Consider the following 12,385-nt stretch of genomic DNA (forward strand, 5'->3'; position numbering starts at 1 on the left):
CCTGTGCAGGAGTGCTTTGAGCTGATTGTTGTTGCATACCTGCAAAGATCACACCCTCGGTGTACGCATGGCCTTTGATGCTCATGCCGGTGGTGCCTTTGGCTAGTGCTGATACCACTACCTGGTAACCTTGTGCACTTACTGATTTTTGTGCTGCTGCTAAAGTAAACGCGCTGTTTGCCTTGGCTACCATTTCGCTGTACATGCCTTCATGCTGCATGTAAAAGCTATGGAAAGCTGTCTCTTTGTAAAAGCTCTCCAGTAATGAGGCGTAACGTTTAAAGTCTATCTTGTTTAAATCAATACGGTAGTCTGCTTTTAAACCAAAGCGGCCGTCTTTCATTTGGAAAGCATATAAACCCTCTACATAGCTTTTGGCTAAAGCAGGGTTACGGCTTAACTGCGCATTCAGTTGTTTAACACCTTTAGCATTTTTAAAAGCGCTGAACTTGTTTACTACCTCAGTGTAGTAAGCTGAGTTATGGTTAATGATGGTAGTATCGTTTTGTGCAAAATCGGTTAAAGCTAACATGGCATAACCTAATTCTACCGTTTCTGAGCTTTGGGCATATACTTTACCAGTGTTGGCTTTAGCATACTTTGAGGTAAAGCGTGAGGCAACATTCTGGGTTTGGCAGCTGGTAAGGAAAGCAGCAGCTAAAAGGATGATGGCGGCGAAGGTAAAGTTAGTTTTCATATCAATCAGGGGAAAAGGGTGTGTTCTTATTTTGTTGTTGTTGTTTGATAAGTAATAGGCAACTGCTGTACCAGCAGCCGCTCAAAAACAGCAAACGAAGCAAAAACGGCCTTAACGCATATAAAAACGTATGTTTCATATTTTGCCAAAAGCATTAAGCAAGCCGCACAGCGATTAACCTGTGGTTAAGTTTTCCCCAACTTTACTCAACTGCTGGGGAAATTATGATCCCAATTAATGTGACGCTGACTTGAGTCCTATAACTGAACCAATAAGCGTGACTAAAAAGAATACACGCCAAAAGTTCACCGGTTCTTTAAAAACGATAATACCAACTAAAACAGTTCCTACAGCACCAATACCAGTCCATACAGCATATGCAGTACCTATCGGCAGGGTTTGTATAGCCTTCATAAGTAATGACATGCTAAGCAGCAATGTAATGCCAAAAGCAGTATACCATACATACACTTCATTACCTGATGCATCTTTGGCTTTCCCCAGGCAAAAGGCAAACACGGCTTCCATTATACCTGCAATAACTAATAGTATCCAATTCATACAGGCAAAAATCTGCATAAATACATTAAGCAATTTTTACATTTGTTAAAAACCGATCATCTGCCAGCACGGATGCGGCTGAGGCTAACCTGACTTATGCCTAAATAGGATGCTATGTAACCCAGCGGCACCCGTTGAACTAATTGCCTGTTGTGTTTCAACAATTCGTCATAGCGCTGCGCAGCACTTAAAAACTGCATGCTAATAAGGCGTTGTTCGGTTCGCAAATACTCTAACTCAACAAATTTACGTCCCCAGTTTGCAATGTGAATATCCTCATCATACAACATCTTAAGCTTACGGCTATCTATTTTATACAAAGTACAATCTTCCAACAGGTCGATATTCTCATAACTAGCTTCCTGATTTATATATGTTTTTATAGATATAGCGGTATCACCTTCAGTGCCGAACCAAAAAGTTATTTCACTATCGCCCCTGTAAGTGTAAGCCCGCACAATGCCTTGCTTAATAAAAAACAGGTTATGATTTGGTCGCTCTTTGTTAATGAGTAGGAGTCCTTTAGGCAGCGTAACTTCCTCGGCAATCAGATTTAGTTTTGAAAGCGCTTGTTGCGGTAAAGGATAGATGCTGTTTATTATTTGACTTAGCTCCAAAATATGTTTATGCTAGTTACAGAGGCAAAATTACTTTACAAAATATGATAAATAAAAAAAGCCTCCCGGTATTAATGGAAGGCTTTAAAAAATTTGCTGTCAATATCAATTATAAACTTTAACCATAAACACATAGCTTTCCAGCTTTTTAATTTGCTGGGTACGGCTTAAACCAGCCAAAGCGCTTTTAGCAGCTTTATTAGGTTTTAATGCAATTACATTTTGTGTAGAGTCAGTTGATACATTTTGGGCTGCCTTGAATATGTATGACGATTTTACCGCAAACGCAGCACTCTCGGTACGGGTTTGCTTACCGCTTATAATACCTATAACGTTGCCTTTAGTATCTAACAGCGGACCGCCACTAATACCGGCATATACAGGCAATGAAACCTGGTAAGCAGCAGTATCACCTTCTAAGCCAGTAGCCGAACTGATATAGCCTTTAGCATAATATGGATCGTCGCGCGGGAAACCTAAAGTAATTACCTCCTCGCCCACATCAAGCTTGGTACGCTTAAAATTGTATGGTAGCTTATCTAAACCAGTAAATTCTTTATCATCAATTTTGATAATTGCGATATCACGGGTTGGCTCGGTGTATATTAATTTGGCATGGTATGATTCACCCAAAGCATTTTGAACGTATAGTGAATCAGCATTGTTAACAACGTGGAATGCTGTAACAATGTACCCGCTTTGTGTAAGTGCGAAGCCAGATCCGCCTGTTGTGCCCGGATTAGTTACACGATGGCCGGGTTTTAGGCTGTTTAGTAATGCCTGGTTAGTGCGTTGCGCGTTTTCGGCAGTACGACGTACGCTCTCAATTTTACGGCTAAGTGCTGTATAGTTAGATGCTGTAGTTTTATTAAACCTGCCGGTGAAATACAAGGTGCTTAAAATAGCAAATACCGCAATTGATGCAGCTACAGATATTTTGGAGTGATGATTACGCCACAACCTTACAATAAGAGTTGGATGCACAGTAAGCTCCTGCACAAGTGTATCAACGTCAATTTCCTGATGAATTGCATTCAAACGCTTCTCCAGCTCAACGCGCTCGCCATACTGCTTAATTAAACCGGTGAAACGGGCATGCTCAGTAATGCGGCTGTCAACAGCTGCATTTTCTTTCCTAAGCGCTTCAAAACGCTCCTTTTCCTCGTTGCTGAGGTCACCTGCAAGGTAGCGTTCAATTAGTTCGGTTAATTGTAAATCACTCATGGCTCTGTACTTATTGATCACGTTGCTCCTGCTGAAAAAACAACTTTTTCAGGCGTTGCAAACACTTATATTTTTGAGTTTTGGCATTATCGGCGTTGGTGTAACCAAAGCGCTCACAAATCTCCTGCATGGAAAGGTCGTGAATATAAAAGTCTTCAATAATGGTTTTACAAGGCTCACCTAATTGCTTAAGCGCTCCTTCCATTTTAGTAAACTGTATATCACGTTCTGAATGCAAATCAGCTTCGTCTTCAACCGGCAAATGGTCCTGAAAATCTTTTACATCTCCGCCGTACCTGCTCATCTGGCTTAATCTTTTAAGCCACAGCTTACGGCAAACTGAGTATAAAAAAGTTTTCAGTTTACTGCTCAACTCAAAGTTTCCGCTTTTAACCTTATTATAAAGAACTATAATGGCCTCCTGGTAAACGTCTTTAGCGTCATCAGCAGTTCCATTGTTATTTATGATAAGTTGCAACACCATCGGAAAATATGCTACGTAAACACGTTTAAGTATATTTTCGGAGTTATTCAGTATCCCGAATACTACCTCGCTGTCTGTTGGTGCCGAACTATTCAATGCTTTACTCACTATTAATACAATTTATGCGAAAATGTAACCCATTATTCAGATAAAAAAATTTAAAACAAATAAGTTACCCCACCACTTTCATGTAAGCAATCATTTGTAATCGCAAACTAAATCAAATATGAAAAACGTAATCAAAGCAGTAATGCTCATGTGCCTTGTTGGCAGCCTTGCCTCATGTTACGGTGGTTCGCCTGATGGCAAAACCGATTCCGTAGCCAACCATGATAACCATGAAGCTGGTGGCGCCACTACGGTTGATACCTTACCTAAAACGATTGATACTGCAAAAGCTGATTCAGCCAGATAGTATTTTTCTTTTCTATCCGGTATCACTTATCGATGTGTTTATCGCATCAACATTTTGAATTAATCGCTAACACAAACATTATATTAATCACAATGAAAAAACAAATTATGGCAGCGCTTTGCACACTGGCTACCGCCGGATTGTTAACGGCCTGCAACAGTAATGCTAAAAATGATAACCAGGATTCACTAATGGTTGATTCATCATCTCAAACCAGTGTTGATACAACTTACAAAGTTGACACTGCGCAAGCTGATACCGCAATGACCGATAGCACCGGAATGACCCCTGCGACCGCTGATACTGTTTCAAAAACAGTTACAAAGAAGACTGTTGTAAAAAAATCAGTTACACAAAAGCAATAATTTTTACCTGATTTTCAACTAGTTGTAATCTTTTTTAATTTTTTTTCAAAGTAGCGGGTTACCTTTTGCCTATTACAGGTATTAAAGAGAAACTATTAATCACTTATTAAAAGAAATTAAAATGAAAAACGCATTCAAATTTGGCTTTTTAGCTTTAGCTATCTCTGTTTCTATGGTTGCTTGTAAAGGTAACGGTTCTGGTTCAGCTTCTGATTCAGCTGCTACCGATTCAGCTGCTATGGTTGATTCAGCTGCTACTAAAGTTGATACTGCTGCTGTTGTTGATTCAGCTGCTACTGATTCAGTTAAAGCTGATACTACTCACAAAATGTAATATCTGCTTAAAAGCAAATAAAAAAACCTCACGGCTTTCCGTGAGGTTTTTTTATTTATATAACCTTTAGCACATAAAAAAGCCGCTATATTCTACGCTTGATGCGTTATATAGCGGCTTTAATATTTTTTGAGATGCTTACTTCTTGGTAGAATCGGCTTTTGCGGCAGTATCTGCAGCTGCAACCGGTGCTGCAGTTGCGGTTGGTGCGGCCATTGTTTTACGTGCACTTGGTGTACCTTTAGGCATAGTTATACCGCCAGATCCGGTATAATCAAGCAAGCTTGCACCGCCAATTGAAGTTTCAGTTTTAGAGGTATCGCGGTTTGATGGTACATCGTGGTTATTGATTACCGAATCGGCACCACCTGTACTTCCTGCGCCGCTGCTGCATGATTGTAAAGCCGAAACGCTTCCGGCAAGCATCAAAAGTAAAATAGCTTTTTTCATTAATATGCTTATTGATGATATGTAAACAGCTAAAAAGCTGCTGGTTGTTTTCCGAGGGCCAATATACGAATAACGCGTTGTTGATAAAGCCTTAAATTGAAACTAAAACAAAAGGCCGTGCCTTAACTATGGCACGACCTCAATTGAGATTAAACAAATATTTTATGACTCAGCACGTGCCGCGTCACGCAGTGCTTTTACCTGATCGTGAGCCGCTTTAAGCCTTATTTCCTGCTCGGTAAGCATATCAATAATATACGCAGGCAGGTTTTCATCATTAAGCGCGGTACGATAAGCCTTTTGAGCTGCATCTTCGCCGTACTCGCACTCTTCCAATACAGATTTTACGCTATGACCGGTAAAAAATGCTTTTACGCTCATCCATCCCCTGTAAATATCACCTGCTGATGAGGTAGTATTTTCAATATCTTTAGCATAGGTTTGCACCTCTGTTGCCAACGCTAATTTATATTGATGGCTGTCAGCTATGTAGCTGGTAAAAAGCTGGCGCAGCTCACTTTCCTCTTCAGGCGTGTCTTTAATTGCGCGCTCATAGCCCGCAATTCTATCATTATGAATTTTGACCAAATCGTTCAAAATTTCTACAGTTTGCTCTGTATATTCCATTACCTTTATAGTTTAGTTTATAACATTTAATGTAAGAATCATTTAAGAGTTAGCGGATTAACCTCTGCCTCTGAAAGATGAAACTATCCACCAAATAATACCAATTACTAAAAGAACGCCAATAATGCCAACGTAAGCGCCTGCTTTAAATATACCTGCTATTGCATCGCAACTGCTTAAAGTAAGCACTAAAGCTGTTAGCGTTAATAAACTTAATTTTTTCATAGTGAATGTTTTTAAATGTAGATGCTTATAAAATAATAAACCCGCAACTTTTGTTTGCGGGTTTATTATTTTATAAGTTTTAAACCTAATTAGACTACTTTTTGAATGCCGATTTTAATTGACCGGCAGCATAACTCATCGCATCTTTAGCTTCGGGCACTAACGCACCCATTCCAAAAAATTCGTGCGTTACGCCGTTGTATACTTTTCTTTCAACGGTAACCCCAGCATCTTTTAGCTTCTTCTCAAGCATTTCACCGTCACTGGCTAACGGGTCAAGCTCGGCATTGATGATGGTAAACGCAGGCAAACCTTTTAGGTTGGCAGCTACCAGGTTCAAACGCGGATCCTTAGCTTCGCTCATGGAATTGGTATACTGCTTGGTAAACCACATCATCATTGGCTTATCCAACGGCTTTGCATCGGCATATTTTGTATATGACTGGCTGTTCATATCTGCACTGGCAATTGGATACACGCTCAATACATGAACCGGTGCCTGAACGCCTTTATCACGCGCCATAATAGCCATATTTGCTGCCAGGTTACCACCAGCGCTTTCGCCCGCAACAGCAATCATTTTAGGGTCGCCTTTAATTGAAGCTGCATTTTTTACTACCCACTGGTAAGCATCAAACGAGTCATTATGCGCGATTGGAAATTTATGCTCAGGTGCCAAACGGTACGCAACCGAAACAACAACAGCTCCAACCTGATCGCCCAGTGCCTTTGCTGATGCATCATAAACATCAAGGTTTGCAATTACATAACCCCCACCATGGTAATACACAATAACGGGGAACGGACCGCTACCTCCTTGAGGTGTATAAATACGTGCATGCACGCTACCGCCTTTAACAGGTATTTCCTTGCCCATGGTATCAACCTTCATTAAAGGCATTGCAATTTTATTTTCCTGCATTAAGGCCATAACTGCATCAGTTGGCGTATGATTTTTACGCGCTTCAACAGCAGTTAATTGCGGAATAGGTTTGTCGCCGTAGCTTTGCAGCTTTTCCAGCACAGCTTGCATCTGAGGCTGAATATCAGGCGCCCATGATGGTTTTGCACCCGTTGGCTTAACATTATCAACCGAACCGGTGGCCATGCTGTCGGTCTTGGTCTCGGTGGTTACCACCGTACTGTCTGTTTGCGTGCTGTTACCCGATGGGTTGCTGCATGAAGCAAAGCTTGTTGCAGCAAGAATGGCTAAAGCCGCCACACTATTGCACTTTTGTTTTTGTAAGCTGTTAATTAAAGATTTCATAAGTAAATGATAGATATTTACCTATTTAACTCATTTTTAACCCATTTGTTGATTATAGCAACTCAAAAGAACATAAAATTGCAAACACAATAGTTTTAAAACGCTTGTTTAATTTTGTTGGTAACGCTTTTCAAGCTTACAGCATCCTTTTGCTGTTTACCATCCAGCAGTTTAATTACCGCTGATGAAATAACGCCACCTGTGAAATAATATAGCACTGATAATAATTGAGTTTGTTTAGTTCGGTTACTATGCTTTTCATTAAGGCCTAGTGGTTTGGGTAAAAATACAGCACCTAAGCCGGCAGCAAGACCCAAAGCCGAACCTTTTAGCCACGTTTTTTTATCTCCTAAGCCTGCAACACTATAGTAAATTGTATTGCTAACAATGTCTCCGCCAAGGGTAAGATAATATAACTGATCGCCTTCGGGTGGTTTAACACCGGCTTTATCAAATAATTTAGTCAATGATTCCATTCCCAGCAAATCCATGCGCGGAGCTTCTTCATCTTTTTTCTTAATTACCTGATGTAAAACAGTAACGGCACAAGCACCGGCCAAACCACCAATTAATGCATGTAATACTTTCATGAGGAGTATTTTATTTAACTGTAGAATAAACAAAACGCAATTTTTGTTCGATTCACACACTATAATTTTTAATATTGCGAAAACATCAATCCGTTTGCATGCACATTATTTCCATTCAAGATATTACAGTTAAATATCTGCAGCATGTTTTGCTGCATAACCTAAGCATTATTATTGAAGATGGACAGCACTGGCTTATAACCGGCGAAAGCGGCTCGGGCAAAACGGTTCTTTTGAATGTGCTTGCTGGTTTAATGAAGCCGTTTACTGGAGTTATTGCTTTAAAGGAAGGACTTGGCAGTAAGAATATAACACTGGTTACCTCTCGCCATCATTTTAAAGACAAAACCAACACTAGTACCAATATGTACTACCAGCAACGGTATAACTCGTCAGACTCTGATCAGGCTTTAACCGTAGCACAATACCTGGAAAGCAAACAACCCAACAACTTAGTAAGCGGTTATTGGACTATTGAAAAAGCTACCGACCTGCTTTCTTTGAAACCGCTGCTTAGTAAAGAACTTATTAAGCTTTCAAATGGAGAAACAAAACGGTTGCGACTGGCTGCAGCACTGCTTTCGCAACCGCAGGTACTTTTGCTGGATGACCCGCTGTCGGGCCTTGATCAGCAAACGCAATTGCGTTTCAATTCAATTTTAGGTGCTTTAACAAATTCGGGCATAACAGTAATTATGTCGGGTAGTGGGCACGAAATTCCGGATGTTATTACGCACGTTGCCGTTTTAAAAGCGGGAACTATAGTTAACTCCCTAAACGCTAATGAATATAGCCCATCGGATGAGCACCTGGAAAAGGATGCCGACATAAATGCTCTGTCATCACTTGTAAAAGAGTTTCCCCTATCTCAACATAACTGTATTGTTAACATGAACAACGTACACGTAAAGTATGATGAGCATGTTATTTTAAACAATATCAACTGGCAAGTTAAGCCCGGCGACCATTGGGCATTGTTTGGACATAATGGTGCGGGAAAATCAACGCTATTAAGTTTAATAAACGGCGATAACCCTCAGGCTTATGCCAATGATATTGTTTTGTTCGACAAAAAACGCGGTACAGGTGAAAGCATCTGGGATATAAAAAAGAAAACCGGCTTTGTTTCACCAGAGCTTTACCAGTATTTTCCAACAGATCAAACCGCCTTACAGGTTATCGAATCTGGCTACTATGACACACAAGGGCTTTTCAGACCATCAACTGCAAGTAAACGAAACAAGGCTAAGGAATGGTTAGACGCATTACATATTGAGCAATACTCCACCCAATTGCTCAAACATATACCCGCCAGTGCCCAACGCCTTTGCCTGCTGGCCCGTGCGCTTATAAAAATGCCCGAGTTGTTAATATTAGATGAACCGTGCCAGGGGCTTGATAAACAACAGCGTATTCATTTCAATCAGCTAATTGATGTAATAATGGCTAACACCTGCACTACTCTTATTTATGTAACCCATTATGCCAATGAGCTGCCATCTTGTGTAAACAAAGTTATAAAGCTAGAGAAGGGTAATGTTGTGGAGTATATAAGCTAAGGTACCATGGCTCATTAAAGTGTCAAAACTTGTATATGCCATAGCTTAATACATTAATCAACTACGTATCTTTGTACATGAATACTGCCGATTTGTTGCAACGCGCGCTCCGGTTCGATTTCTTGAGCAAGGACGAAGGCGTTTATCTGTATCATAATGCAACCACTCCTGAATTGATGTATGTGGCTAATGAGCTCCGAAAAATTCAGGTTCCACATGGCAAGGTTACCTGGCAAATTGATCGTAATGTTAATACCACTAACGTTTGTATAGCAAATTGTAAGTTTTGCAATTTCTTTCGTCGCCCTGGTCATGAGGATAGCTACATCACGGATATTGACACTTATAAAGTTAAAATTGAAGAAACCTTCAGGTATGGTGGCGATCAGCTTTTATTACAAGGCGGACATCACCCCGACTTAGGTTTGCAATTTTATACTGATCTTTTTAAAAAGCTTAAAGAGTTATACCCTGCTCTAAAGCTGCATTCATTAGGTCCCCCGGAAATTGCACACGTATCAAAGTTAGAAGGCTTAAGCCATATTGAGGTTCTTAGTGCCATGAAAGCTGCAGGGCTTGACTCGCTTCCAGGTGCAGGAGCCGAAATTTTGAATGACCGCGTACGCAGGCTGATATCTAAAGGCAAATGTGGCGGCAAAGAATGGCTGGATGTAATGCGAGCTGCTCACAAAATTAATTTGCCAACGTCGGCAACTATGATGTTTGGGCATGTTGAAACCATTGATGAGCGTTTCGAGCATTTAGTTTGGATAAGAGAAGTACAATCTGAAAAGCCTGAAGGCAATTATGGCTTTACGGCATTTATTCCATGGCCTTTTCAGGATGACGGAACACTTTTGCGTAAGGTTCGTGGCATAACAAACACTGTAACCGGCGATGAGTATTTACGCATGATTGCTTTAAGCCGCATAATGCTTCCTAATGTGAAAAATATACAGGCATCGTGGCTTACCGTTGGTAAACAAGTTGCACAATTGTGCTTACATGCAGGTGCTAACGACTTTGGCTCAATTATGATTGAAGAGAATGTGGTATCGGCAGCAGGCGCACCACACCGGTTTACAGCTCAGGGCATACAAAATTCGATACGCGAGGCAGGCTTTGAACCTCAATTACGTAATCAAAAATATGAATGGCGCGAAATGCCTGAACAGTTGGAAGAGCAGGTAATTAACTACTAATACCTTCACACTGATACATAAAACAAAAAGCAGCTCAATGAGCTGCTTTTTGTTTTAACACTATTTTGGGCTTACTTAACAAAGTTAGTTAAAATGGCTAGTGTATCATTAGTTGACAATATTTCGTCAAATGCTTCAGTCGCAGCTTTAGCACCTGCAATACCTGATAATTCGGCACCTGCTTGAGCTGTTGTAGCCTCGTTAGCATAAATTGGGTTAGTTGCAGCAGTTGCGGCAGCTGTAACGGTAATACCACTTGCTGTAGTACCATCACCGGTTACCCATGAACGGAAGTTTGCAGGAGCACCGGCACGTGTTGCACGTAAACGACGGATGTAAGCAGCATGGCGTGCTTCAACCGAGTGAATGTTTAATGCAGCGGTAAGTACTACCTGGTTACCTTTTAAGAAACCAGCCTGGCCTTTGTAAGCACGTACACCGGTATCTTCAAATGCTTGTGATACTGCCAAGAAAATATCGTAATTAGTGAATACTGCACCAAACGGACCAGCACCCGGTACGCCTTTAGCGGCACCTGAAAAGTCATAGCTGGTTGAAAAAGTTCCTGCAGGGATCGCTGCAGTGCTGCGTGCCTTATTAGCAGCCGATTCGTTAGCTGAGGTTAGTACGCTTCTTAAAAAAGTAACGTGGTTGTTTTCATCAGCTTGAATTAATTTGATAGCGTTTAAATCATTGGTTGGTATAGCCAATGTACCAGCAGTTGCACGGGCAACAGCTGTGTTGTAAAACGTAGCTTCAACTAATTCAGCAGTAAGTGCAAAGTTAAGCACATCGTTTACTGATGAAGTAGCAGTTTGACCGTAAGCTTTTTTGAATAAAGTACCGAAGGCAAATGGCAATGCAGCAACTGCTACCTTTGAACCAAAGCTGGTAATATTTTTTATAGCAGCGCGGCGCGGACTGATTCTGTCGGCAAACTCCGGATCAGCTGCTTGAATATCGTTGAATAAATTAAGAATATCCATGTTGTGTCTTTCTAAAATAAGGTAAACAATTATGCGCCTAATCCCGGAGCTGATATTTTAAATCCTTGCAAGAAGGCGTTCGCCTGTGGAATTACCTGTGCAGGAGTTTGTGATTTTTCCAAACCGGTATTCATATCCAAAATGGTTGAATCGGCAAAGTTCAAGCCCAGCAAGTTGCGGATTAATGCCGCGTGGCGAGCCTCTACCGATACAATTTTACCTGCTAATACCAAATAATCAACAGTTTGTATCATGTAACCTACGCCATTGTACGCTGCTACACCTAAATCTTCAAATGTTTTAGCGGCTCCTAATACGTTTGCACGATCAGAGAAATTGATTGTTGAAAAATTGGGGGTTAGTTCAGGAATAGCGTTGCTACCTAATGCTTTTTTGAAAAACTCACGGTGAATAACCTCATGATCACGAATATCAGTAAGCAAAGCGCGCTCATCAGCACTGATACCGTTGTACGGATTTGAAATAACCTGAGTATAGAATGCCGCTTCGAGCTGCTCTAAGGCATAGGCATAATTTAAAACTGCCAAATCGCCCGAACCAATATCTACAGGCTGAAAATCAGTACCATCATTTTTTTTACAAGATGAAATGCTGGTCATCAATCCCGCCGCTACCGCACTGGCGCCGGCAAACCTTAAAAAGGACCGCCGGGCCATACCTTGCCCAGCAAGAAAACTTTCTTGTGTTGTTGTTTTCATAAGGAAATACGTTAATTATTAGATTAGTTATACTACAAGATACGCGGTACAAAGTTTTACAGT

General features: G+C 40.9%; 17 protein-coding genes. 5 read left to right on the top strand and 12 right to left on the bottom strand.

All coding sequences use genetic code 11. The annotated features are described in order from the left end of the window. From QZ407_RS15425 to QZ407_RS15445, 5 genes are all read right to left on the bottom strand, one after another. Window positions 1-697 (bottom strand): DUF4932 domain-containing protein (locus QZ407_RS15425; RefSeq protein ID WP_295772671.1); only part of this gene is annotated, 697 nt, incomplete at its 3' end. 234 nt (window positions 698-931) lie between these two features. Further along, window positions 932-1,258, bottom strand: coding sequence for a multidrug efflux SMR transporter (locus QZ407_RS15430; protein WP_295772673.1), 327 nt, complete (start codon window positions 1,256-1,258; stop codon window positions 932-934). A gap of 56 nt (window positions 1,259-1,314) precedes the next feature. Next, window positions 1,315-1,875, bottom strand: coding sequence for a Crp/Fnr family transcriptional regulator (locus QZ407_RS15435; RefSeq protein WP_295772675.1), 561 nt, complete (start codon window positions 1,873-1,875; stop codon window positions 1,315-1,317). 105 nt (window positions 1,876-1,980) lie between these two features. Next, window positions 1,981-3,099 carry a serine protease gene (locus tag QZ407_RS15440; RefSeq protein ID WP_295772677.1) on the bottom strand — a complete coding sequence of 373 codons (1,119 nt, stop codon included), beginning with the start codon at window positions 3,097-3,099 and terminating at the stop codon, window positions 1,981-1,983. Between the two features lie 10 nt (window positions 3,100-3,109). Continuing rightward, window positions 3,110-3,691 carry a sigma-70 family RNA polymerase sigma factor gene (locus QZ407_RS15445; protein ID WP_295772679.1) on the bottom strand — a complete coding sequence of 194 codons (582 nt, stop codon included), beginning with the start codon at window positions 3,689-3,691 and terminating at the stop codon, window positions 3,110-3,112. Window positions 3,692-3,809: 118 nt separating this feature from the next. On the opposite strand from QZ407_RS15445, the gene QZ407_RS15450 reads away from it, so the two are divergent. The 3 genes from QZ407_RS15450 (at window position 3,810) to QZ407_RS15460 (ending at window position 4,697) form a co-directional block, all read left to right on the top strand. Next, complete coding sequence (locus QZ407_RS15450) at window positions 3,810-3,998, top strand: hypothetical protein (RefSeq protein ID WP_295772681.1); 189 nt, start codon at window positions 3,810-3,812, stop codon at window positions 3,996-3,998. 92 nt (window positions 3,999-4,090) lie between these two features. Beyond that, the gene (locus QZ407_RS15455; RefSeq protein ID WP_295772682.1) at window positions 4,091-4,363 is read left to right on the top strand and encodes a hypothetical protein; all 273 of its coding nucleotides are present in this window, start codon (window positions 4,091-4,093) and stop codon (window positions 4,361-4,363) included. Window positions 4,364-4,484: 121 nt separating this feature from the next. After that, entirely contained in the window at window positions 4,485-4,697 is a 213-nt protein-coding gene (locus QZ407_RS15460) for a hypothetical protein (RefSeq protein WP_295772683.1), read from the top strand. Window positions 4,698-4,835: 138 nt separating this feature from the next. Here QZ407_RS15460 and QZ407_RS15465 read toward each other — a convergent pair whose 3' ends face one another. From QZ407_RS15465 to QZ407_RS15485, 5 genes are all read right to left on the bottom strand, one after another. Then, a complete protein-coding gene (locus QZ407_RS15465; RefSeq protein WP_295772684.1) occupies window positions 4,836-5,147 on the bottom strand; it encodes a hypothetical protein in 312 nt (103 codons plus the stop codon). 162 nt (window positions 5,148-5,309) lie between these two features. Continuing rightward, window positions 5,310-5,774: a PA2169 family four-helix-bundle protein gene (locus tag QZ407_RS15470; RefSeq protein WP_157539312.1), complete on the bottom strand. Its 465-nt coding sequence runs from the start codon at window positions 5,772-5,774 to the stop codon at window positions 5,310-5,312. A 57-nt stretch (window positions 5,775-5,831) separates the two neighbouring features. After that, the gene (locus tag QZ407_RS15475; RefSeq protein ID WP_157539313.1) at window positions 5,832-5,999 is read right to left on the bottom strand and encodes a phosphatidate cytidylyltransferase; all 168 of its coding nucleotides are present in this window, start codon (window positions 5,997-5,999) and stop codon (window positions 5,832-5,834) included. Between the two features lie 94 nt (window positions 6,000-6,093). Further along, window positions 6,094-7,266: an alpha/beta hydrolase gene (locus QZ407_RS15480; RefSeq protein WP_295772688.1), complete on the bottom strand. Its 1,173-nt coding sequence runs from the start codon at window positions 7,264-7,266 to the stop codon at window positions 6,094-6,096. Between the two features lie 95 nt (window positions 7,267-7,361). Beyond that, the gene (locus QZ407_RS15485; protein WP_295772689.1) at window positions 7,362-7,856 is read right to left on the bottom strand and encodes a hypothetical protein; all 495 of its coding nucleotides are present in this window, start codon (window positions 7,854-7,856) and stop codon (window positions 7,362-7,364) included. A 98-nt stretch (window positions 7,857-7,954) separates the two neighbouring features. On the opposite strand from QZ407_RS15485, the gene QZ407_RS15490 reads away from it, so the two are divergent. Both QZ407_RS15490 and mqnC read left to right on the top strand, forming a co-directional pair. Further along, on the top strand, window positions 7,955-9,415 hold the full coding sequence (locus QZ407_RS15490; RefSeq protein ID WP_295772691.1) for an ATP-binding cassette domain-containing protein: 1,461 nt from the start codon (window positions 7,955-7,957) through the stop codon (window positions 9,413-9,415). 77 nt (window positions 9,416-9,492) lie between these two features. Continuing rightward, on the top strand, window positions 9,493-10,617 hold the full coding sequence (mqnC, locus tag QZ407_RS15495) for a cyclic dehypoxanthinyl futalosine synthase (protein ID WP_295772693.1): 1,125 nt from the start codon (window positions 9,493-9,495) through the stop codon (window positions 10,615-10,617). Window positions 10,618-10,688: 71 nt separating this feature from the next. On the opposite strand, the gene QZ407_RS15500 is transcribed toward mqnC, so the two are convergent. Together QZ407_RS15500 and QZ407_RS15505 are read right to left on the bottom strand one after the other, a co-directional pair. Then, the gene (locus QZ407_RS15500) at window positions 10,689-11,603 is read right to left on the bottom strand and encodes a ferritin-like domain-containing protein (RefSeq protein WP_295772695.1); all 915 of its coding nucleotides are present in this window, start codon (window positions 11,601-11,603) and stop codon (window positions 10,689-10,691) included. A 29-nt stretch (window positions 11,604-11,632) separates the two neighbouring features. After that, window positions 11,633-12,322 carry a ferritin-like domain-containing protein gene (locus QZ407_RS15505; protein WP_295772696.1) on the bottom strand — a complete coding sequence of 230 codons (690 nt, stop codon included), beginning with the start codon at window positions 12,320-12,322 and terminating at the stop codon, window positions 11,633-11,635. Window positions 12,323-12,385: the final 63 nt, after the last annotated feature.

It is taken from the genome of uncultured Mucilaginibacter sp., assembly GCF_913773635.1.
Lineage (GTDB): Bacteria > Bacteroidota > Bacteroidia > Sphingobacteriales > Sphingobacteriaceae > Mucilaginibacter.

Bases quoted from the DNA above. Each gene is read 5' to 3' on its own strand.
- QZ407_RS15450 (WP_295772681.1), top strand. From the start codon at position 3,810: ATGAAAAACGTAATCAAAGCAGTAATGCTCATGTGCCTTGTTGGCAGC.
- QZ407_RS15480 (WP_295772688.1), bottom strand. From the start codon at position 7,266: ATGAAATCTTTAATTAACAGCTTACAAAAACAAAAGTGCAATAGTGTG.
- QZ407_RS15500 (WP_295772695.1), bottom strand. From the start codon at position 11,603: ATGGATATTCTTAATTTATTCAACGATATTCAAGCAGCTGATCCGGAG.
- QZ407_RS15505 (WP_295772696.1), bottom strand. From the start codon at position 12,322: ATGAAAACAACAACACAAGAAAGTTTTCTTGCTGGGCAAGGTATGGCC.
- QZ407_RS15460 (WP_295772683.1), top strand. From the start codon at position 4,485: ATGAAAAACGCATTCAAATTTGGCTTTTTAGCTTTAGCTATCTCTGTT.
- QZ407_RS15440 (WP_295772677.1), bottom strand. From the start codon at position 3,099: ATGAGTGATTTACAATTAACCGAACTAATTGAACGCTACCTTGCAGGT.
- QZ407_RS15470 (WP_157539312.1), bottom strand. From the start codon at position 5,774: ATGGAATATACAGAGCAAACTGTAGAAATTTTGAACGATTTGGTCAAA.
- mqnC (WP_295772693.1), top strand. From the start codon at position 9,493: ATGAATACTGCCGATTTGTTGCAACGCGCGCTCCGGTTCGATTTCTTG.
- QZ407_RS15455 (WP_295772682.1), top strand. From the start codon at position 4,091: ATGAAAAAACAAATTATGGCAGCGCTTTGCACACTGGCTACCGCCGGA.
- QZ407_RS15475 (WP_157539313.1), bottom strand. From the start codon at position 5,999: ATGAAAAAATTAAGTTTATTAACGCTAACAGCTTTAGTGCTTACTTTA.
- QZ407_RS15485 (WP_295772689.1), bottom strand. From the start codon at position 7,856: ATGAAAGTATTACATGCATTAATTGGTGGTTTGGCCGGTGCTTGTGCC.
- QZ407_RS15490 (WP_295772691.1), top strand. From the start codon at position 7,955: ATGCACATTATTTCCATTCAAGATATTACAGTTAAATATCTGCAGCAT.
- QZ407_RS15465 (WP_295772684.1), bottom strand. From the start codon at position 5,147: ATGAAAAAAGCTATTTTACTTTTGATGCTTGCCGGAAGCGTTTCGGCT.
- QZ407_RS15430 (WP_295772673.1), bottom strand. From the start codon at position 1,258: ATGAATTGGATACTATTAGTTATTGCAGGTATAATGGAAGCCGTGTTT.